The organism is Streptomyces sp. NPDC058534, from assembly GCF_042717365.1.
GTDB lineage: Bacteria > Actinomycetota > Actinomycetes > Streptomycetales > Streptomycetaceae > Streptomyces.
Window position 1 is genome coordinate 1 of the sequence record NZ_JBHXNW010000043.1, and the last position, 20209, is coordinate 20209.

Annotated in this window: 19 protein-coding genes and 1 pseudogene; 15 read left to right on the forward strand and 5 right to left on the reverse strand. The window is 69.7% G+C overall.

Annotated elements, in window-relative coordinates:
- Positions 1-53 precede the first annotated feature (53 nt).
- Positions 54-506, reverse strand: coding sequence for an Lrp/AsnC family transcriptional regulator (locus ACFWR9_RS24985; protein WP_383845891.1), 453 nt, complete (start codon positions 504-506; stop codon positions 54-56).
- A gap of 97 nt (positions 507-603) precedes the next feature.
- Between ACFWR9_RS24985 and ACFWR9_RS24990 the strand changes: the two genes are divergently transcribed.
- The 4 genes from ACFWR9_RS24990 to ACFWR9_RS25005 all read left to right on the forward strand — a co-directional run bounded on the left by ACFWR9_RS24990 (position 604) and on the right by ACFWR9_RS25005 (position 3592).
- Positions 604-1560, forward strand: a complete 957-nt coding sequence (locus tag ACFWR9_RS24990) for an SMP-30/gluconolactonase/LRE family protein (protein ID WP_383845893.1) — start codon at positions 604-606, stop codon at positions 1558-1560.
- Positions 1561-1643: 83 nt separating this feature from the next.
- Positions 1644-2402: an IclR family transcriptional regulator gene (locus ACFWR9_RS24995; protein ID WP_383845895.1), complete on the forward strand. Its 759-nt coding sequence runs from the start codon at positions 1644-1646 to the stop codon at positions 2400-2402.
- Between the two features lie 85 nt (positions 2403-2487).
- Complete coding sequence (locus ACFWR9_RS25000; protein ID WP_383845897.1) at positions 2488-2898, forward strand: STAS domain-containing protein; 411 nt, start codon at positions 2488-2490, stop codon at positions 2896-2898.
- Between the two features lie 88 nt (positions 2899-2986).
- A complete protein-coding gene (locus tag ACFWR9_RS25005; protein WP_383845899.1) occupies positions 2987-3592 on the forward strand; it encodes a class I SAM-dependent methyltransferase in 606 nt (201 codons plus the stop codon).
- A 175-nt stretch (positions 3593-3767) separates the two neighbouring features.
- On the opposite strand, the gene ACFWR9_RS25010 is transcribed toward ACFWR9_RS25005, so the two are convergent.
- Positions 3768-3995 carry a hypothetical protein gene (locus tag ACFWR9_RS25010; protein WP_383845901.1) on the reverse strand — a complete coding sequence of 76 codons (228 nt, stop codon included), beginning with the start codon at positions 3993-3995 and terminating at the stop codon, positions 3768-3770.
- Between the two features lie 548 nt (positions 3996-4543).
- A complete protein-coding gene (locus ACFWR9_RS25015) occupies positions 4544-4786 on the reverse strand; it encodes a DUF6411 family protein (RefSeq protein ID WP_383845903.1) in 243 nt (80 codons plus the stop codon).
- A 180-nt stretch (positions 4787-4966) separates the two neighbouring features.
- Between ACFWR9_RS25015 and ACFWR9_RS25020 the strand changes: the two genes are divergently transcribed.
- The 3 genes from ACFWR9_RS25020 (at position 4967) to ACFWR9_RS25030 (ending at position 7063) form a co-directional block, all read left to right on the forward strand.
- Positions 4967-6166, forward strand: a complete 1200-nt coding sequence (locus ACFWR9_RS25020; protein ID WP_383845905.1) for a PP2C family protein-serine/threonine phosphatase — start codon at positions 4967-4969, stop codon at positions 6164-6166.
- Between the two features lie 64 nt (positions 6167-6230).
- A complete protein-coding gene (locus ACFWR9_RS25025) occupies positions 6231-6602 on the forward strand; it encodes an STAS domain-containing protein (protein ID WP_383845906.1) in 372 nt (123 codons plus the stop codon).
- A 350-nt stretch (positions 6603-6952) separates the two neighbouring features.
- A complete protein-coding gene (locus ACFWR9_RS25030) occupies positions 6953-7063 on the forward strand; it encodes a hypothetical protein (protein WP_383845908.1) in 111 nt (36 codons plus the stop codon).
- Positions 7064-7707: 644 nt separating this feature from the next.
- On the opposite strand, the gene ACFWR9_RS25035 is transcribed toward ACFWR9_RS25030, so the two are convergent.
- Positions 7708-8691 carry a helix-turn-helix domain-containing protein gene (locus ACFWR9_RS25035; protein WP_383845910.1) on the reverse strand — a complete coding sequence of 328 codons (984 nt, stop codon included), beginning with the start codon at positions 8689-8691 and terminating at the stop codon, positions 7708-7710.
- Positions 8692-8724: 33 nt separating this feature from the next.
- Between ACFWR9_RS25035 and ACFWR9_RS25040 the strand changes: the two are divergent.
- From ACFWR9_RS25040 to ACFWR9_RS25050, 3 genes and pseudogenes are all read left to right on the forward strand, one after another.
- Positions 8725-9090 (forward strand): annotated as a pseudogene (locus tag ACFWR9_RS25040) (chitobiase/beta-hexosaminidase C-terminal domain-containing protein); the annotation flags it as partial.
- Positions 9091-9205: 115 nt separating this feature from the next.
- A complete protein-coding gene (locus ACFWR9_RS25045) occupies positions 9206-10006 on the forward strand; it encodes a hypothetical protein (RefSeq protein ID WP_383845989.1) in 801 nt (266 codons plus the stop codon).
- A gap of 113 nt (positions 10007-10119) precedes the next feature.
- Positions 10120-12747, forward strand: coding sequence for a SpoIIE family protein phosphatase (locus ACFWR9_RS25050; RefSeq protein ID WP_383845981.1), 2628 nt, complete (start codon positions 10120-10122; stop codon positions 12745-12747).
- 21 nt (positions 12748-12768) lie between these two features.
- Here the strand turns inward: ACFWR9_RS25050 and ACFWR9_RS25055 are convergent, their stop codons facing one another.
- Positions 12769-13689 (reverse strand): LysR family transcriptional regulator, encoded by a 921-nt coding sequence (locus ACFWR9_RS25055; protein WP_383845912.1) that lies wholly within the window; start codon positions 13687-13689, stop codon positions 12769-12771.
- Positions 13690-13888: 199 nt separating this feature from the next.
- Between ACFWR9_RS25055 and ACFWR9_RS25060 the strand changes: the two genes are divergently transcribed.
- From ACFWR9_RS25060 to ACFWR9_RS25080, 5 genes are all read left to right on the forward strand, one after another.
- Complete coding sequence (locus ACFWR9_RS25060; protein ID WP_383845914.1) at positions 13889-14686, forward strand: enoyl-CoA hydratase/isomerase family protein; 798 nt, start codon at positions 13889-13891, stop codon at positions 14684-14686.
- 47 nt (positions 14687-14733) lie between these two features.
- Entirely contained in the window at positions 14734-16374 is a 1641-nt protein-coding gene (locus tag ACFWR9_RS25065) for an acyl-CoA synthetase (protein WP_383845916.1), read from the forward strand.
- A complete protein-coding gene (locus tag ACFWR9_RS25070) occupies positions 16371-17726 on the forward strand; it encodes an MFS transporter (RefSeq protein WP_383845918.1) in 1356 nt (451 codons plus the stop codon). The genes ACFWR9_RS25065 and ACFWR9_RS25070 overlap by 4 nt, the downstream gene beginning before the upstream one ends.
- Positions 17727-18096: 370 nt before the next feature.
- Entirely contained in the window at positions 18097-18672 is a 576-nt protein-coding gene (locus ACFWR9_RS25075; protein ID WP_383845920.1) for a hypothetical protein, read from the forward strand.
- 336 nt (positions 18673-19008) lie between these two features.
- On the forward strand, positions 19009-20100 hold the full coding sequence (locus ACFWR9_RS25080) for a trehalase family glycosidase (protein ID WP_383845922.1): 1092 nt from the start codon (positions 19009-19011) through the stop codon (positions 20098-20100).
- The last annotated feature ends 109 nt before the right edge of the window (positions 20101-20209 follow it).

A 20209-nucleotide genomic window follows, 5' to 3' on the forward strand; every position in this document is an offset into this window, starting at 1 on the left:
TGCTTCCGTCCGCCCGCCGCAACCTCGTAGCTCCCTGTGGGGGCTACGTCGACTCACGACCGATCGGCGGCCTGCGGGGAAACCTGCCGCTCGAATAACGTCTCCAGCACAACCGTCGCACTGGTCCCGTTGACCCCGTCGATGGCGTAGATCCGGCGCAGCACGTCCTGTAGCTGCTCGGTGGTCGTGGTCCTGACTTTCACCAGCACTGAGGCGCTGCCCGCGATGATGTGCGCCTCCAGGATCTCGGGCAGCGCGGCGAAGTCCTTCGCGGAGTCGCCCATCCACGCCGTCGAGTCGACCATCACGTAGGCGAGGACACCGCAGCCGACCGCCGCCGGGTCCACTTCGGCCGTGGTCCGTCGGATGACGCCTCGCTCCCGCAGCTTGCGCACACGTTCATGAGCCGCGCCGGCGGACAGGCCCACGGCCTGGCCGAGCACGGCGTAGGACTGCGTGGCGTCCTGCTGGAGTCGCGCCAGGAGGACACGATCAATGTGATCCACAATTCTCCGTTCGGCCTACAGGCGCATGCACCATATGGCATCTTACAATGAGCGTGCCATGCCGAAGATTGTTCGGCTCATCTGTGGGAGGGGACCCATGACCAGTGAGAGCCCTGCGCTGTACGAGATGCTCGACGACCGGTTCCGTACCGGGCGGTGCATGAACGGCGACGACGGCCCGGAGGTGCTGTACACCGGCTGCCGTTGGGCCGAGGGGCCCATCTACCTGCCTGCTTGGCGGCAGGTGATCTGGAGCGACATCCCCAATGACCGGATGCTGCGCTGGGACGAGGAGACCGGTGCCGTCAGCGTCTTCCGCCGTTCCGCCGGGCACACCAACGGCAACACCCTCGACCGCCGGGGCCGGCTGATCACCTGCGAGCAGGGCAACCGCCGGGTGACACGAACCGAGCACGACGGCACTGTCACGGTGCTGGCCGATCGCTGGCAGGGCAAGCGCCTGAACAGCCCGAACGACGCGGCGGTGAAGTCGGACGGCTCCATCTGGTTCTCCGATCCCGACTTCGGCATCACCAGCGACTACGAGGGCTACCGCGCCGAGAGCGAGATCGCGGCCAACAACGTCTACCGGATCGACCCGGACAGCGGTGACGTGGATCTGGTCGCCGACTGCTTCGCGGCGCCGAACGGGCTCGTCTTCTCGCCGGACGAGCGTCAGCTCTTCGTCTCCGACACCCGGGCCGGGTGCATCCGGGTCTTCGACGTACGGGACAACGGCACCCTCTCCGACGGCAAGATCTTCGCCGAGGCCGCCCGTCGCACGAACGCCCGCTTCGACAACCTCCGATTCGACGCCGACGGCCGGCTCTGGGCGGCCGCGATGGCCGACGGGGTGCACTGCTACGACCCCGACGGCACGCTGATCGGGCGCCTCAACATCCCCGAGACGGTGGCCAACATCTCCTGGGGAGGCCCCAAGCGCAACCGCCTCTTCATCACCGCGGAGACCAGCCTCTACTCGGTCGTCATGGGCGTCACGGGCACGCACCCGACCGGTCCGGGCCGCCGGCCCTGGCTGGACCCGAAGTCCTGATGATCTTGCCGTCACGGCAGCCCTCCTCGCCATAGGCCCCCGGCGGACTTGCGCGGAGTGGCGTGCGCGAGCAGGGTGGAGAGATGAGTGGTAAGGACGGTCCCACACTCATCTCGTCGGTGCAGCGAGCCTTCCGGCTGATGGAAGCGGTCGGCGCGCACGAGGGCGGCGTCCCGGCCAAGCAGCTGGCACGTGAGACAGGGCTGGCCCTGGCCACCACCTACCATCTCCTGCGCACCATGGTGCACGACGGCTACGTGCGCAAACTCGACGACGGCACCTTCATTCTCGGGGAGAAGCTGGGCGCGCTGTACGGAGGAAGCCGCGATCAGGCAGCACTCAGCAGGGTCCGTCCGACGCTCACCGAGTTGCGCGACGGCCTGTCCGCCGCGGCCTACCTGACCTTCTACGAGGAGGGCGAGATCCGGGTCGCGGAGATCGTGGACGGCCCGAAAGCCCCGCGTGTCGATCTATGGGTCGGCTTCGAGGACGCGGGACACGCCACGGCGCTCGGCAAATGTGTGCTGCGCGAACTGGACCAGGAGGCTCGCGCCGACTACCTCTCCCGTCACACGATGCACGACCTCACCCCTCGCACCATCACATACCGCCGCGAACTGCTACGACGCCTCGACGCCGCGGCTCAGGGGCCTGCCGTAACCGACGTCGAGGAGTACGCCCTCGGCACCGTGTGCGTGGCGGTGCCCGTCCGCCAGGGCGACACCATCGGCGCGCTCGGTATCTCCCTGAACGTCAGCCGTACCGCCTCGCTCGACGATGCCGTTGCGCGGCTGCTCGTCACCGCGGAACGTGTGTCCCGGGGGCTCTCGCTCACCATCTGAAATCCGGGCTCTTGTGACGGCGAGGTCGCGTGCCGTTTCCTGGATGAGACAGGGCAAATCGGACGGCGATGTGAGGGATGGATAAGTGACTGATCAGAGCCTGGCAGGACCGCACGAGTACGGGTCGGTCGGTTACCACGTGACGAACGGCTGGACCGTCGTCGGCGCCAGCGGTGAGATCGACATCGCGTTCGCGCCCGTCGTGCGAGCCGCGGTGGTCCGGCTCCTGGCCGAGGGCCACCGGCACTTCGTCCTGGACCTGTGCGGTACCCCGTTCCTGGACTCGGCAGGCCTCGGCATGATCGTCGCGGTCACCAAGCGCATCCAGGCACACCATGGCTCCCTGCGGATCGCCTGCGACGACGAGCGGCTGCTCCGCGTCTTCTTCCTCGGCGGGCTGCGTCCCGTCTACTCGTTCCACGACACCGTGGATCAGGCCGCCGCACAGCCCGCCGGCGCCGAGGAACTCGCCGACTGGCCACACATACGGCACTGACGTACGCGGCGCGCTTCCGTGGGCGTCGCACGGGTGCGGGTGCCGGTGCACCGGTGAGCCAGGCGATCGTGGATTTAGACTCGCCGCTATGAACCGATGGGAGCAGCTGACCGGAGGCGTGTCCGGTGAGCAGTACGCCGCCCGTTTCGCGGAACTCGCGGAACACGGACAAGACGTACACGGCGAGGCGCGACTGTGCGCCACGCTGGTGCCCCGCGGGGCACGAGTGCTGGACGCAGGCTGCGGCACCGGCCGAGTCCTGATCCAACTCGCCCGACTCGGATACGACGGCGTCGGCATCGACCGTGACGCTTCCATGCTGGCTGTGGCACGGAGAAGTGCGCCACGACTGACCTGGCTGGAAGCCGACCTGTCCGACTTCGACCCGGCCGCCGCCGGCATCACCCCCGGCTTCGACCTCGTCGTCGCCGCAGGCAACGTCTTTCCCCTCCTCGCTCCGGGCACCGAAGCGGACGTTGCGGCCGCACTGGCCCGCGCGCTGCGCCCGGGCGGCCTGCTCGTCGCGGGCTTCGGCCTGGACCAGGACCATCTGCCCGTAGCGCCCAACCTCACACTGCCGCAGTACGACGCTTACTGCACCGGAGCCGGCCTCACCCTCACCGACCGCTTCGCCACCTGGGACGCCGACCCGTATGACGGCGGCGGCTACGCGGTGAGCGTCCATCGCCGGTGATACCGGCCCGCCGAAACTCGATCCTTTCGGGCCCGTCGGACTTCAGCTGCCCCGACACCGACCAGCCGCACGCCTCGTAGAACGCGACGGCCGTGACATCGCCGGCAAAGGTTTCCAGGCGAATTTCCTGGTACGAACCAAGTCAGTCTGCCAGCCGTCCACTCGCAGAGGCAGGTCATGATTCAGGCGCGCTCCTTGCGGCCTGGGGGAATTCGTTGCCGTCGCAGTCAGTAACCGTCGCAAACCAGGACGTGGCCCAGACGGTGACACAGTCGCAGTAGTCCTGGACGAACGGCTCGAGCCACAGCTGCACATGCTCACTGCCGTCGTTTTGCACCAGTAGCGGCACCTGGTTCCCGAGCTGCTGGATCGCCTCGAAGCCAAGGTCTCCAGCCTTGGCCATGTTCGTCTCTTGAACACCGCTTGCAGGTTCGTCCAGCCACGGGTCCGCATTCCGCGGTGCTGGCAGTCGATCGCCTGCTGGTACGCGGCGGCTCCGCCGGCCACGTCGCCCTGGCCGACGAGGAGCGCACCGATGTTGTTCCACGCGTTGGGACGCTCCTGGAGGTCCCTGGATGTCACCTCGGTGCTCCAGCGTCTCCGCGCGCTCGAACATGGACTGAGGTGTAGCCACGGTCGCGGCCATTGCCTGGCGCCGACCGGCACGCCACCGAATCCAACGCATGGGCGATCCACCCCTCCTGGTACCGCTCCTCGACCGCAGGCCGGCGACTCGCTCTGACCAACGGTCCGCAAATGGCGCGTGGTTGGAACACTGTCGCTTCATCGGTGGATCCGAGTCACCGCCGACGCCATAGGGCTTGCGGCGCGGCGTGCTGCCCGCAAGCCCTATGGCGTGGCCTTCACTCCACCCAACTCAGAAGCCACACCGGCGGAAAGCCGGCACCTCTGTAAGTGACGGTGCGCGCGGCGTCGGCCGACACTGCGGCGTCAGAAGGGCATGCGGCCACGGGCCCGACGACCGGCCGAACCGCTGCGACCGACAGCCTTGGAACTGCTGCGGAAGGGCTTGCTGAAAGCGCGGCCCAGGATGCCGGGCGCCTTGCCGCCGGCCCGCGATCCGACGCCCAGCGTGCGCTGGGTACCGCGTTGCGGACGATGAGACAGGCGCGGTACGAGGAAAGCGAGTACCGCGAGAACGACGCATACGGCGACGATTCCGACGATCATCATAATGGGACTCCCTAACGTGAGGCGTGTCTGTCGGTTGCCCTGAGGGCGGGGGCCCATGCGTGACACCGCGCGCGGGACCAGGGAACTCACTCCGGTTTCATACGGCGTCGTCAGGACGTGCCGCGACGGTGATGCCTGCCCCGTCGCTGGGAAGGAGGTTCCGTAACCTGGGAGGTTCTTGTGGTGCGTGATCGGATCAAGCTGGCGGATGTGCTGGCCGCGGCGGAGGATGCCGCGCCAATGGGCTCCGTGGATGTCGTGGCGCGGAATCTGCGCGAACGGTTCGGCGCGCGGTACGTGTCGTTCCTCTTCGTCGACATCGTCGGCGGTCGCCTGCTGCGGGTCAACGAGGAGGCGGACACACCTCGGGGTCACCGAGCCGGCCGGATCCCCCTCGCCGGCAGCGTTTACGACCAGGTCCTGCGTACCCAGAGACCGGTGCGGGTGCCGGAGGGCGAACAGGGGCACCGGGTCCTTGCTCCGGTCACGAACCGCGGCGACACCATCGGTGTCCTGGAGCTGTTCCTCGACCAGGTCGCGCAGGACGTGCTGGAGCAGGTTGAGGAGGCCGCCCACGCGCTGGCGTACATCATCGTCACCGACCGCCGCTTCACCGACCTGTACCACTGGGGCCAGCGCACCGCCCCGGTGAGCCTCGCCGCGGAGATCCAGCGCCAGCTCCTGCCCTCGGCCCCTTCGTGCGAGGCCGCCGAGTTCGCCCTCGCCGGCGGCCTGGTTCCGGCCGCCGACATCGCCGGTGACACCTACGACTACACCCTCGACCACGGCACCCTGCACCTGTCCGTCACCGACGCCATGGGCCACGACGTCGACGCCGCCCTGATGGCCACCCTTCTGGTCAACGCCTCTCGCGGCGCGCGTCGCGCCGGGGCGGACCTCGCCGAACAGGCCCGTCAGACCCACCAGGCCCTCCTCGACCACGGCCGACGGACCTTCGCCACCGGGCAATTGTTGCGTATCGCTCTGGACGGGAGGAGCGCGCAGCTCGTCAACGCCGGCCACCCATGGCCGCTACGGCTGCGCGACGGCAACGTGGAGAGACTCCGCCTGAACGTCAACCTGCCCTTCGGCGTCGCCGCCCAGGGCCCCTACCAGGTGCAGGACTTCGACCTGCGCCCCGGCGACCGCCTCGTCCTCTACACCGATGGCATGGAGGAACGCCAGGCGGCAACCGTCGACCTGCCCGGAATCATCCGTGACACCGCCGCCGAGCACCCCCGCGAGGTCGTACGCACCCTGACCGCCGCGGTCACCGACGCCTGCGACGGCCACCCGAAGGACGACGCCACCGTCCTGTGCCTGGACTGGCACGGCCTCAGCCGTCAGAGGGAGCCCGCCGTCCTGGAGGACTTCGGCTGACGCGGGCGGTGGGGGCGAATCATGAGTAGGTACACCGGTTCTCCTCAGGCCGCACACGCAGGGCGTGGTGTTCGCGTTGCGCGGGGAGCTCGACTTCGACAGCGTGGTGCAACTGCACGAGGCGACCGGCAGGGAGCTGAGCAGGACGGAAGGGTTGCCGGTGGTGGCGGACTGCGCGCGGTTGGTGTTCTGCGATTCCTCCGGAATCGGCGGCCTGTTGCGTCTCTTCCAGCGGTTGTCCGCGCAGGACAGGGTGCTGAGGCTGGCGGCCGTGCCCGCTTCGGTGGCCCGTCTGTTCGCGCTGACGGGTCTCGACCAGCTCTTCTCCGTCCACGCGGACGTGGACGAGGCGCTCGGTGCGGCCACGGACACGCATGACACCGTTGCGGTGGCCGAGGGTCCCGCAGGATCGACCAACGAGGGGCGGCGCACATGACCCGCGTACCAGGGCAGCATCCATCCCGGCCCGACAGGGCGGCAGAGGGACGTGAGGCCGCCGGGGACGGGCCGAAGGACGATGTGCGCGCGCTGTTCGGGCAGTCGACGGCCGTGTTCGCCTCCCTGGCCGGCCCGGCGCACATGCTGGAGGCGGCGAACTCGGCGTTCTTCGCCGCGATCGGCGGTGCGGAAGGTACCCGTACGGGTACGCGGCGAGGAGGCGGGCGCGCGGGAGGCGTTCTTCGATTTCACGTACGAGCCACGCCTGGACGTCGGCGGAAACGTGGCATGGCGGGTGCGGGTACGAACTCCGGAGTCGACTTCAACCCAGCCGCGAACCGTCTGCGGGTGATCAGCGACACCGGACAGAACCTGCGCCACGACATCGACGACCCGGCCGCGCCGTTCACCACCATCGTCGACGGCAAGCTGACCAACCCGACACACCGCTGGGCGTGACCGGAGCCGCCTACACGAACAACGACCTCAACGCGTCGACCGCGACCACGCTGTTCGACGTCGCCCTGCCTCTCGACCAGAACTGATCACAACCATCAGCGCGCGGCCGGTCACCGCTCAAGTACGACCGGGCCCTCGAGCGTTCGTCACCGCTGACAGCCTCGTATCCAGCATCGCCCCGATCGGCTCCGTCTCAGCTCCGCCTATCGAGGTCACCCCGCCGCGGTCGCGTGACAGTTCTCTGCATCCGCTCATGCTGCCTGTGGGGCCCGCGCGTCGCGCACGCTACGCATCATCGCTGTCACGCACGTCGCGCTCGCCGCCTACGTCACCTTATTCGCCATCCGCTGTCGAAACGGCATCGCGGAGGCCGAACAGTCCGTCCTCGGCATCGTCATTGCCGCCCTCGACGTGGGGTATGACGCTTGGCAGGGCATTTGCGCGGCGCCAACCACTGTGGTCAACCCTCAACGGCAGAAATCGGATGTCTGCGGCTACCGTCCGGTTGCGACTGCTGCGACCAGCCCGTGCGGTGGCATCCGGCGAGCGCATCGGGGCTCGGCTCGTCCCCATGGTGGAGCAGACCGTGGGCGTGCATGGGCCTCCGCATTCCGGTACGTGACCGGCGCCGACGGCAGTACTTCTCAGATCCAGCCCAACCGTGCTGCTCTCCAGCCCAGTTGCAGGCGTGTTTGTGCGTCGGCCAGGTGCAGCAGGGCGTGCACTCGCCGCTGGACCGTACGCAGTGACGTGCCCAGTTGGGTGGCGATGGCTTTGTCGTTGAGCCCTGCCACGAGCAGGCTCAGAATCTGAACGTCCTCCTCGTCGACCGCGCCGGGTTCGATCTCCCGGAGGCAGCCCGCCTCGGCCACGATGTGATGGGAGGAAGCCCATGTCGTCTCGAAGAGGGCGATGAGCGCGTCCAGCAGACCACTGCGGTGCACCATCAGCGCGCCCGAATCCGCCGGCGAGGCGGCGTCGGCGACCGGGACCAGTGCCAGTTCACGGTCGACGACGAAGAGCTTGAGCGGCAATGAATCGACGACCCGGACCTGCGATCCACGCGCGGTCAGGTCCCTGATCTCGGCCAGCAGGGCAGGATTGTCCTCAAGGTGGGGGCGTTCGATGACGGCCCGGTAGGTGACACCCCGGGCCACGGCGACATTCTCGGCGGTGTTCTCCTCCGGTGGCACGACCAGCATCGGAGCCTTGACAAAGGTCAGTACTTCGCGGCGCGCACCGTTCTGCAATTGCTCGAAGCGCTGGCGCATCGCGGAGGCACCCTGCACCACGTCGACGACGTCGGCGAGCGTACGGCCGCTCGCCGAGGCCCGGTAGGTCTCCTCCAGTGAACTGAGTTCGAGCTCGGCGAGACGCAGCTCGTTCTGCCGCTGTGCCAGGAACACCCCCATGGCCACCGCCGGCGGCGAGGCCACGAATCGGCTGGTGTCCTCTCCACTACGCGCTGCCAGGCCCAACTGCTCCAGACGGCCCAGCATGCACAGTGCCTTCGGTTCCTGCATTCCGAACTCGTCGGCGAGTTCCGCCGGAGCGCACGACGGCCGGGCCAGCAGGGCCCGATAGGTCAGCGCTTCTTCCTCGGTCAGTCCCAACACGTCGAACAGCATGACGCTCCTCCGCCTCGGTGATCCGAGCCCAGGATGGCGGACTACCGACAAGTCGCATACCCGCAAGCGAAGTTGCCTTTTCGAGCAGTGCGTCCCGTGTGGGTTCACCGGATCGGCTCCCCCTGCCGGCCCGTCGCCCTGCCGATTTGCGCAGCCGGACGATCAGAACGGTACTCCGCTCGCACCGGACAGCCTGCCGCTCTCGGAGTCAGCGTTCCCGGCGGACGCAACGACCACGCTGTCGCACTGCGCTTCAAGGCCGAGCGAGGAGTCACCGCCCGGTACACCCTCGACGGCACCACCCCGACCCGCGACAGCCGCGTTTTCCGGTCCGGCCGCCCGTTGCGGATCGCCGAGAGCACCCACGTCACCGCGGTGGCGTTCCGCGGCGACAAGGCCAGTGCCCCGGTTTTGTACGGCTACCTGATCAAGACGCGGGAGAAGCCGCTGGCCCGGTTCGTCGTCATGTTCGACACCATCGGTTCGATCTTCCCGGAGCCGGACGCCATCGGGTATGACCGGCACGCAGTTGCTGATCTCCAACGGAAACCACGACGCGAGCCTCGAAGCGATCAGGTACGGCTATCCGAAGGCCTGGTTCCCCGACTCGGGCGGGGGCTACTACGAGTCAGAGGTGAACGGTCTCCACGTCCTCACCGTCAACACCGAGACGTACGACTTCAGCACCGCCCAGCGCGCCTGGCTCAAGAAGTGCCTCGCCGCCATCACCGCGGATCCGGCCAACGCGGGCAAGCCTGTACTGGTCCAGGGGCACCGTCCGACGACGGACACGGTCATGGACGGCGAGCAGGCATCGAACCCTCTTCTTGCGGCGGACCTCAGCGCCTTCCCTCAGGGGACATCTACACGGAAGGCCAGTGGTCCGCCGACTGGCAGCCGCCCTACGCGAGCGCGGGCACACAAGGTGGCGCCACACTTCACCACGCGCCGGCCTCTGTCGGTGGCGAAAACCGCGGAGGGTGGCACCGCGGTGCGGATCGCCCAGGCCAAGGACGATCAGATGGTTCACCACTACCGTGTCACCATCAAGAACGAGGCGACCGGCGCACCCGTCGTGTCGTCGAAGGTGCTCTCGGACTTCACCTTCATGCCCCGTCCCAACACCCTCGACATCCCCGTTCCGGCAGACGCCCCGGCCGGCCGTTACACGGCTCCGCACATAGAGCCGCCCGATTACGCGGCCGCGTTCCTCCGGATCACGGAGGGGACGCGATGGCTGAGCCAACGGCGGCTCGGTGCGCGGCAAGGCAGGGCGGTCACGCGGTGTCGCGGAGTGGGGCCCGCCGCGTGGTGACCATAATGGTGCTCATGTCCGCGAATCGTACAGTTCGGGGCCTAGTGTCCGGCCTGTTCCGAAGGTCCCAAGGCTCGGGAGCGTACCCAGGGCCACCCAGGCCGCGGCCGAAGATGCGGAGCATCGCCGGACAGGTGTTCCTGCTTCAAGTGGTGCTGGTGCTGCTGCTCGCCGTCGCCGCGGTGGTGGCCCTGGTACTCCAGGTGCAGCGCGACACCAACCAAGCGGCCCGAAGCAGGACCTTGTCGGTCGCACAGACCTTCGCCAACGCTCCCGGGACCGCGGCGGCCCTGGACAGTCCGGATCCGACGGCCGTGCTGCAGCCCCGGGCCGAGGCGGTCCGCAAAGCGGCCGACGTGGCCTTCGTCGTCGTGTCGAACACCCAGGGAATCCGCTACACGCATCCCAATTCGGATCTCATCGGGAAGCGCATTCTGGGCCCCTACGAGAAGGCCCTGCAAGGCATTCCCGTGACGGCGGAACTCGACGCCAGCGTCGGGCCGGCCGTCGACTCGACGGTCCCCGTCTTCCGGAGCGACGGTACGGTCGCCGGTGTCGTCGGCGTCGAGGTCACACTCCGTGACATCGATCAGTCCGTCAGCCGCCAGATGCCGGTCATTCTCGGCAGCGCCGTCGGCGCACTCCTCCTCGCCCTCGGCGGCTCGGCGCTGGTGAACCGGCGCCTGTCCCGGCAGACCCGCGGTCTGGGTCCCGCCGAGATGACGCGCATGTACGCGCACCACGACGCGGTACTGCACGCTGTCCGGGAGGGAGTGCTGATCGTCGACGGCAAGGGCAGGCTCGTGCTCGCCAACGACGAGGCACGCAGGCTGCTCGGGCTTCCGCCGGACAGCGAAGCACGGCCGGTGGCCGAGTCCGGCCTGAATTCACGGATCGCCGAGCTCCTGGAGTCCGGACAGCCGACCACCGACGAAGTGGTGCCTGTGAGCGAGCGGTTGCTCGCGGTCAATGTCCGGGGCACCGGCGACAGTGGGGGCCCGCCGGGTGCCGTCGCCACCCTCCGGGACACCACCGACCTGCGTGCGGTCATCGGCCGGGCCGAGGTGGTGCGGGAGCGTCTCCTGCTCCTCTACGAGGCCGGGGCGCGTATCGGCAGCACCCTCGACGTGACCACGACCGCCGAGGAGCTGACCCGGGTGGCCACGCCCCGGTTCTCGGACTTTGCCACCGTGGACCTGGCCGAGGCCGTGTTCCACGGGGACGAACCGAGCAAGTCGGAGGGCACACTCGTGGAGATGCGGCGGGCCGCCGTCGCCGGCCTGCATGAGCACCACCCGCTGTACCCCCTGGGCCGGGTGACCGGCAATCTGCCCACCAGCACCGGCTCCCTGGGCGGCATCGAGCGGCACTCCCTGCCGACGGCGGACGTGGAGACCCTGCTCAGCTGGTACGGCAGGGACCCGGAGCACGCCGAACGGATCATCGGGTACGGCTTCCACAGTGTTCTCGGCGTTCCCATGCACGCGCGCGGCGTGGTCCTCGGCATCGTCAATTTCTGGCGTTCGGAGAACGCGGCGGCGTTCGACGAGGACGACGAGGCGTTCGCCCAGGAACTGGTCGCCAGGGCAGCGGTATCCGTCGACAACGCCCGTCGCTACACCCGCGAGCACGAGACGGCCGTGACCCTGCAGCGCAGCCTCCTGCCGAGAGGAATGCCCGAGCAAAACGCCCTCGACCTCGCCTACCGGTACGTGCCGGCGGAAGCCGGGGTGGGCGGGGACTGGTTCGACGTCATCGCGTTGCCGGGGGCCCGTGTCGCCCTGGTGGTCGGCGACGTCGTGGGGCACGGCCTGCATGCCGCCGCCACCATGGGACGGTTGCGTACCGCCGTGCAGAACTTCGCCGCTCTCGACCTGCCGGCCGACGAACTCCTCGCACGCCTCGACGAACTGGTCTCCCGGATCGACCAGGAGGGCGGCGCGGACAGCGCCGAGATCGCCGGGGCAACCTGCCTCTACGCGATCTACGACCCGGTGGCGGGCCGGTGCTCCCTGAGCAGGGCGGGACACCCCAGCCCCGCGCTGGTGCTGCCCGACGGGTCCGTCCACTTCCCGGACAGCCCCGCCGGACTGCCTCTCGGCGTCGGCAGCGGCCTGCCGTTCGAGGCGGTCGATCTCGACCTGCCCGAGGGCAGCCGGATCGTGCTGTACACGGACGGACTCGTGGAGGCCCGAAGCAGGGACATCGACGAGGGCATGGAGCTGCTGCGGCGCAGCCTGGGCCGGGCCGGGCGCACCCCCGAGGAGACGTGCGCGCAAGTGCTGGCGATGCTGCCGTCCGGGTCGCCCGACGACGACGTGGCCCTCCTGGTGGCCGGTACCCGTGTGCTCGATCCGTCCCGAGTGGCCGCCTGGGACGTGGAACGGGACCCGGCCGCCGTCTCCCACATCCGCCGCGAGGTCACCGACCGGCTGTCCGCGTGGGGCCTGGACGAGGAAGCCTTCGTCACGGAACTGATCCTCAGTGAACTGCTGACCAACGCAGTGCGCTACGGCACCGATCCCATCCGGGTTCGGCTGCTGTACGACCGGACCCTGATCTGTGAGGTCTCCGACGGAAGCAGCACCGCACCGCACCTGCGCTACGCGGCCTCGACCGATGAGGGAGGCCGCGGCCTGTTCCTCGTGGCCCAAATGGCCGACCGCTGGGGGACCCGCTACACCGAGACCGGAAAGGTCATCTGGTCGGAGCAGACAACCGTGCCGCCCCCGGACCGGTGACCGCCGAGCCGCGGACCGGACTCACCCGGCGGAGGGCTCCCCGATGCGGTGACCGGCGCGTGCCAGGCCCTCGGTGACCGTCTCCGCGAACGCGGCGATCGCCTCGTTGTGCCGGCTGGGCACCCACACCACCGATGTCAGCCAGGCCAGCGGTGCCCCGGCCAGTGGTCGCCAGACCAGGCCACCCGGCAGCGGCGTGGCCGGCGCCTCGTTGAGGTGAATGCCCCGGCCGGCCAGGACCAGACCGTGCACGAAGTTCGGGTTGCGTGCGTGCCGGATCGCGCCCGGCAGGAAGCCCCCGTCCCGGCAGATCGTCAGGACGTGGTCGTACAGGCGCGGTGCCATCGCGCGGGGAAAGATCACCAGCGGTGAGTCGCTGAGGTCCCGCAGCCGCACCGGCCGCCCCTCCGGTCCGGCCCGGGGGTGGTCCGCGGGCAGCACCACGCCCAGCTCGCGCCGCGCCAACGGCCCGGACTCCAGGCCCACGGTGTCCGACGGATGACGCACCACGCCCGCCTCCAGTTCGCCCTCGCGGAGTCGGGCCAACTGCTCGTCCGTGGTGAGCTCGTGGAGATCGATGAGGACGTCGGGCACCCGGCGGGCGAATCCCTCGGTCAGGGTCGGCAGCACGACCGGGTGAGTGTCCGGAGGCACCCCCACCCGCAGCACGCCGGCCTCGCCCGGCCGGATCCTGCGCATCGCCTCACGCGCCGTGTCCACCCCCGACAGGACCGGCCGTACGTGCTCCAGCAGCAGGGCGCCCGCCTCGGTGAGCTGGACGCGGTGCCGGGTCCGGTCGAAGAGGCGCACGCCCAGCTCGCGTTCCAGGTCGCGGATGCGCTGGGACAGCGGCGGCTGGGCCATGTGCAGCCGTTCCGCGGCCCGGCCGAAGTGCAGCTCCTCGGCAAGGACCGCGAAATAGCGCAGATGACGAAGCTCCATGGAGCGACCATAACGCCGACCATATCGCTCCGATATCACCACCAGTCCTCATTGGTGTTGGCCGGATCACACCGCTCGCTGTTTGCATGGCTCCCCGGGGCGGGTCCGCAGCGGACACCGACCCCCTGACATCAGCCCCCTGTGTGCGGTGCCCGCCGCTGCCCGGCCCCGCCCGCACACCGTGAGAAAGGCATCCGACATGACCGAGACCAGCACCGTGCTCATCACCCGGCACCCTGCGCCGGCCGTCGCCGAGGACGCCTACGTCGCCGAGATCGCCCTCAACCGGCCCGACAAGCTCAACGCCTGGACCGCCCAGATGCGCGGCCGGCTCGTCGCAGCCCTGGACGAGGCGGGCACCGACCCGGCGTGCCGCGCCGTCGTGCTCACCGGCGTGGGCCGCGCCTTCTGCGCCGGCCAGGACCTGGCCGAGACCGCTGCGATCGACCCCGACGACCATACCGCCGCCGAGGAGTGGATCGACGACTTCGGCCGCCTGTTCCGCACCCTGCGCGGCCTGGACAAGCCCACCGTCGCCGCGGTGAACGGGGTCGCCGCCGGCTCCGGATTCCAGTTCGCCCTCCTCGTCGACCTCCGTATCGGCCACGCCGACGTGCGGATGGGACAGCCGGAGGTGCTCTCCGGGATCCCCAGCATCACCGGCATCTGGGCCATGCGCGGCATCCTCGGCCGCGCCAAGACCGCCGAGTTCGCCCTCACCGGACGACTCGTGGACGGCACCGAGGCGCAGCGTCTCGGTCTGCTCAACCGGCTGGTCGCCCAGGAGGACGTGCTGACCGAGGCGCTGGCCGAGGCGGCCAGGCTCGCCGAACTCCCGCTCGGCGCCGTCGCGTTGACGAAGGGCCGGCTGCGCGAGCTCGACGACGACGGTCTCGACGAGGCGATCGCCGCGGCGAAGAAGGTGCACACCGCCGCCTACGCCACGGGTGAGCCGCAGCGTGAGATGGCCCGCTTCCTCGCCGGCCGGCGCCGCTGACCCCGCCACGGACCCGTACTCACCGCCGTACTCCCCACGAGGAAGCCATGACCACCAGCACCACCCGACACACCGACGAGGCAGCGGACGGCGCCGCCGCCTACCGCGGGCTCGTGGACCACCACGAGTGGCACGTGCCCGAGCGGTACAACATGGCCGCCGACGTCGCCGACCGGCACGACGGCGACCGGCTCGCCCTGATCTTCGAGGACCACACCGGCCACCGTGAGGAAGTCGTCTGGCGGCAGGTCCAGGACCGGTCCCGGCAGGTCGCCGCCCACCTGCACGCGCTCGGCGTACGCAAGGGCGATCGGGTCGCCGTACTGCTGCCGCAGCGGCCCGACACCCCGGCCACCTACCTGGGTGTGCTGCGTACCGGCGCGATCCTCGTCACCATGTCGCTGCTGTGGGCGGACGATCCCGTCCGCTACCGGCTGGCCGACTCCGGCGCCGGTGTCCTGATCACCGAGACCGGCGCCCTGGACCGGGTCCGGGACTTCGGCGGGACGCTCGTCGACGTCGACGACCCCGCCATCGGCGAACGCCCGCCGGAGTTCGCCACCGTGGACACCGCGCCGGACGACCCGGCCCTGATCTTCTACACGTCCGGCACCACCGGTGCGGCCAAGGGCATCGTCCACGCCCACCGCACCCTGCTCGGCCACAACGAGTTCCGCTGCTGCCACGATCTGCGGCCCGGAGACGTCTTCTACGGGGCGGGTGACTGGGCCTGGTCCATGGCCAAGCTGATGGGGCCGCTGAGGGCCGGCGCGGTCCACCTCGTCCACCGCCCGGCCGGCGGCTTCGACCCCGCCGGGCTGCTGGCCGCCATGTCCCGTAACAAGGTCACAACGGCCCTGGTCAATCCCACCTTCCTGCGTAAGATGAGGCAGGATGTCCCGGATGCCGGAGCCCGTTTCCCGCAGTCTCTGCGGGTGGTGTGCTCGTCGAACGAACCGCTCACCGCCGACCTCATCGAGTGGTTCCGCGAGCAGTTCGGCGTCACCTTGCTCGACTACTACGGGTCCACGGAGTCCTACCCACTGCTCGGAAACTTCCCGGGCGTGCCGGTCAAGCCGGGCTCCATGGGACGCCCGCTGCCCGGCTGGGACGTCACCCTGCTCGACGCGGAGGGCCGTGAGGTGTCCGCCGGGCAGGCGGGCGAGGTCTGCCTGCGGTCCGGGTCCAACCCCCAGTTCCCGCTCGGCTACTGGAACCGGCCCGAGGCGAGCGCCGAGGCCTTCGGCGGCACCTGGTACCACACCAAGGACCAGGCGGTGATGGACGAGGAGGGGTATTTCTGGTTCCTCGGCCGGACCGACGACGTCATCAAGACGTCCGGCTACCGGGTGGGGCCCTACGAGGTGGAGGCCGCGCTGCGCGGTCACCGCGCCGTCGCCGACGCCTCAGTGGTGGGCGTACCCGACCCGGTGCGCGGCCAGGCCGTCAAGGCGTGGATCGAGCTCAACCCCGGCTACACGCCGGACGAGGAGCTGGCGCGGGAGATCTCCGGCTTCGCCCGCACCAACCACTCCCGGTTCGCCTACCCGCGGCTCGTCGAGTTCGTCGACGAACTGCCGCGCTCGGCGACCGGCAAGGTCCAACGGGCGGCCCTGCGCGCTCGCGACCTGCCCGCCGCACACGACAGCGGCACCACTGGCCCCTCCCGGAAGGACGGACGTACATGACGCCACAGACCGGCCACCCGGCCCCCGGGGTGGAGGCCGTCACGACGCAGGGCACCGACTCCGACGAGCGCGCCGTACGGCGCAAGGTCGCGGCCGCCACCACCATCGGCAACTTCGTCGAGTGGTTCGACTCCGGCGCCTACGCGATCATGTCCGCGACCATCGCCGGACTGTTCTTCCCCCAGTACGACAAGACCGCGGCCCTGCTCGCCACCTGGGCCGTCTTCGCCGGCGGGTTCATCGCCCGGCCCATCGGCGCGGCGTTCTTCGGCCGCTACGGTGACCGGATCGGCCGCAACCGCATGCTGGCGCTGAGCGTGCTGTGCATGAGCGGGGCGACCCTGCTGATCGGCGTCCTGCCCAGCTACGCCACCCTCGGCATCGCCGCGCCCGTGCTGCTCTTCCTGCTGCGGGCCGTGCAGGGGTTCTCCACGGGCGGCGAGTACACCGGCGCCTCCGCGTTCATCATGGAGTACGCCCCGGAGGGCCGCCGCGCCCGGTACGCGAGCGTCGTCGCGCTCACGGTCGGCCTGGCCTCCGTCGCCGGCGCGCTGACCGGTCTGGTGATCACGTCCACGCTCAGTGAGTCCGCCCTCGAGAGCTGGGGCTGGCGCATCCCGTTCCTGCTGGCCGGTCCGCTCGGTCTCATCGGTCTCTACCTGCGCAGCCGTATCGACGACACCCCGGTGTTCCGAGCGATGGAGCGGCGCGATGTGGTGCAGGACGCGCCCCTGCGGGGGGCGTGGCGTGCCTGCCGCAGGCAGATACTCACGCTGTTCGGGTACAGCATCACCAACGCTGTCTCCTACTACCTGATGAGCAGCTACATGATCGCCTACATGTCGGAGGAGGTCGGTTACACCAAGTCCCAGGCGATGCTCACCAGTGTCATCGCGATGCTCGCCTACAGCGTCGCCTGTCCGGTGATGGCCGCGGCCAGCGACCGGTTCGGCCGCAAACCGATGCTGCTCGCCGCCTGCGTCGGATTCGCGGTGACGACGCTGCCCGCGTTCTGGCTCATCGGCCGGGGACTCGGCGGCGCCATCGCCGGCACGGCCGTGCTCGCCGTGCTCGTCTCGGTGATCGGCACCTCCAACGTGCCCGCGATGGTGGAGATGTTCCCCGCGCAGCTGCGCGCCAGCGGCTCGGCGATCGGCTACACGGCGGCCTACGTCCTCTTCGGCGGCACCGCACCCTTCGTCGCCACCGGACTGGTCTCCCTCGCCGGCACGCCGCTGGCCCCCGGCTTCTACCTCATGGCACTGGCCGCGGTGTCCGCCGTCGTGGTCCTGTGCTCGTTCCGCGAGACGCTGCATCTCCCGCTGAACCGGACGACCGTACTGGAGCGCTGAACCGGCGGTACACCCCGCCCCGGCCGGGTTTGGCCGGCCCCTCACCACGTGTTCCGCGGCAACGCCTGCGCGCTGCCGCGGAACACGTGTTTCCGCACGTCCGCGGCAGGCCCGAAGAGACAGATGTGATCGGCCCGCGCCGACCCCTTGACGTCACCCGCGTGATCTTCCTGCTGGCCGGTGCCCTGGCCGCGCTCGGAGTGCCGTGACCGGAAACGATCACCGGTTGGGCAGTCGGTTTCGGTGCGGACTGCTGAGTGGTCGGGGTGAGACGGGTCGGACTACGGTGTACCGCATGACGAGGGCGACCGGTCGTGCCGCTTTGGCCGCCGAGGTGCGCATCGCGTTGGAACGGTGTTGTCCGGGTTCAGTGACGAAGTTGATCGGCTCGCTGGCGTCGGGCACCGCAGACGCCTTCAGCGACATCGATATCGCGTGGGTGGTGCCGGATGCGCGGTTCCCGGACTGCCTGGCCCACATGATGGAGGCGCTGGGAGAGGTCCGGCCAGTCGACAGCGCCCGCAGCGACCCGGACTTCCACCGCTCCGACCGCCGCCGCCTGCTGTTCGTCCGCTTCGTGGGGGTGCCGCTGTTCTGGCGGCTCGACCTGGATGTCCGCACCGCCTCGGTCGCGGACGACCTGTACTACGACGCGGACAATCCGGCAGCACGCGCCCGTGAGGGCGAGTGGTCACGGCCCGCCAGTGCCCTGGCCAATGCCCTCGGCGCGGTCAAAGCGGTGGCACGGAAGCGCGACGCCGAGGCCCGCGGCCTGCTGGACCGGGGCTTCGCCCGCATCAGCGAGGGTGACCGGGCCACCGGCATCTGGGTGGACGACGTGGCCCGGCTGGCGCATGCCGCCGGGCTGAGCGATCCATCCTTGTCCGACCTGGCGTCCCACGTCACCGCGCTCGCGGCCCGCTGCCTCGGCAGCAGTGATGTCTGACGCGCTGCCTCCCGCCCGGCACCGGAGGATTCCCGGTGCCACCGGCCCTCAGGCAGTCAGGGACCGAAGCCGGCCGCCGAAACGGATGCCTTTCTCGCTGCGGACGCGAGCGCGTTCGCGTCGCTGGGAGGCCAGGACCTCGGGGTGCCGGGAGTTGGCGTTGCGCCGGCGCAGCTAGGCGTGTAGCGCCCGGGTCTGCGCGGTGTGGGCGGTGTGGCACATCACCGCCTGACCCCGTTCACCCGGCCGCGGCAACTCACGGACTTGTGAATCGTTTTATCCGCCAGGCGTCGTGGCCGAATGGTTCATGACACGGGCGACCTGCGGTGCTTCACCGTGAACCGAACCTCTACTCCCAGGTGGTGTATCTGGGCCAAGAAGCGCGGCAGCGGGGACCTCCGCGACAACACCGACCTCACCGACGTGGCACTCAACTCGTACTACGCGCTGATGGCCGAGACGCCTGCGAGGATGGCCCGCGTGCTGGGAGAGAAGGCGGACGCGGCCCGGTTCACCGCGCGGTACGAGACGATCCGGCGGCTGCTCAACGAGCGGCTGTGGCATCCGCGGCGACGCATGTACCTGAGCCGCTACCTCGACGGGACCTGGAACGAGGTGGTCACACCGACCGTCTTCTACCCCCTGTTCGCCGGCATCGCGACCCGGGAGAGGGCGAAGATCCTGGTGCGGGAGCACCTGCTCGACCCGGAGAAGTTCTGGGGCGAGTACGTCATCCCGAGCGTCGCCCGCAACGACCCGGCCTACTGCAGCGGCGGCCCGGTGAACCCGCGCTCCGAGCACTACAGATTCTTCGACCGATACGGTGAGAACAACGCCGCCGAGCAGTGGAAGGGCGCCGCCTGGCCCCCCATGAACGTCACCGTGTACGACGGTGTCAAGCGGTACGGATTCGACGACGTGGCCGGTGAGTTCGCCGCCCGGAGCACCGCGATGTACCTCGACGCCTGGGACAAGGACTGGTTCCCCGAGTCCTTCGACCCCGAGCCCGGACAGCCGATCATGGACTCCGCCGTCGACACCGCCTGGCGCACCTACTCCTGGGCCAACTCGATGGCCGTGCAGAGCCTGCACGAACTGATCTCCGACAACCCCTGGGACGGCGACCCCTCGGGCATCGTGTTCGGCACCCTCTCACTGCCCGGCACCAACAGCATCGACAACGTGCGACTGCGGGGGCACACGTACTCCGTCTCCGCGGGGCCGAAGCGGACCACACTCGTCCGGGACGGCAGGGTGGTGTTCCGGGCCAATGGCGCCCGCGTCACGGTCCGCGACTTCCTGCTCCACAGGGCCGGGGCCTCCTTCGAGGTCAACGCGGATGGACGGGCGCACATAGAGGTGTTCCCGGAGCGCGGGCGTCCGCGCAGGACAGAGGTGCCCGCGGGGCGGACCCGGGTACGGCTGTGACACCCGCGCGAAACAGCGGTGGGGGGGGGGGGGGGCGGCGGGGGGGGGCCCGCCCCCCCCCGCCGCGCAGGAGAGAGCGCGCGCAGGCCACAAAAGACCCAGAGAGTGA

What these genes read in the sequence shown, in the direction of transcription:
- ACFWR9_RS25010 (WP_383845901.1), bottom strand. Translation starts at nt 3,995, where the DNA reads ATGGCCAAGGCTGGAGACCTTGGCTTCGAGGCGATCCAGCAGCTCGGG.
- ACFWR9_RS25050 (WP_383845981.1), top strand. Translation starts at nt 10,120, where the DNA reads ATGCGGAGCATCGCCGGACAGGTGTTCCTGCTTCAAGTGGTGCTGGTG.
- ACFWR9_RS25060 (WP_383845914.1), top strand. Translation starts at nt 13,889, where the DNA reads ATGACCGAGACCAGCACCGTGCTCATCACCCGGCACCCTGCGCCGGCC.
- ACFWR9_RS25045 (WP_383845989.1), top strand. Translation starts at nt 9,206, where the DNA reads ATGACCGGCACGCAGTTGCTGATCTCCAACGGAAACCACGACGCGAGC.
- ACFWR9_RS25065 (WP_383845916.1), top strand. Translation starts at nt 14,734, where the DNA reads ATGACCACCAGCACCACCCGACACACCGACGAGGCAGCGGACGGCGCC.
- ACFWR9_RS25015 (WP_383845903.1), bottom strand. Translation starts at nt 4,786, where the DNA reads ATGATGATCGTCGGAATCGTCGCCGTATGCGTCGTTCTCGCGGTACTC.
- ACFWR9_RS25070 (WP_383845918.1), top strand. Translation starts at nt 16,371, where the DNA reads ATGACGCCACAGACCGGCCACCCGGCCCCCGGGGTGGAGGCCGTCACG.
- ACFWR9_RS25005 (WP_383845899.1), top strand. Translation starts at nt 2,987, where the DNA reads ATGAACCGATGGGAGCAGCTGACCGGAGGCGTGTCCGGTGAGCAGTAC.
- ACFWR9_RS25035 (WP_383845910.1), bottom strand. Translation starts at nt 8,691, where the DNA reads ATGCTGTTCGACGTGTTGGGACTGACCGAGGAAGAAGCGCTGACCTAT.
- ACFWR9_RS24990 (WP_383845893.1), top strand. Translation starts at nt 604, where the DNA reads ATGACCAGTGAGAGCCCTGCGCTGTACGAGATGCTCGACGACCGGTTC.
- ACFWR9_RS24995 (WP_383845895.1), top strand. Translation starts at nt 1,644, where the DNA reads ATGAGTGGTAAGGACGGTCCCACACTCATCTCGTCGGTGCAGCGAGCC.
- ACFWR9_RS25055 (WP_383845912.1), bottom strand. Translation starts at nt 13,689, where the DNA reads ATGGAGCTTCGTCATCTGCGCTATTTCGCGGTCCTTGCCGAGGAGCTG.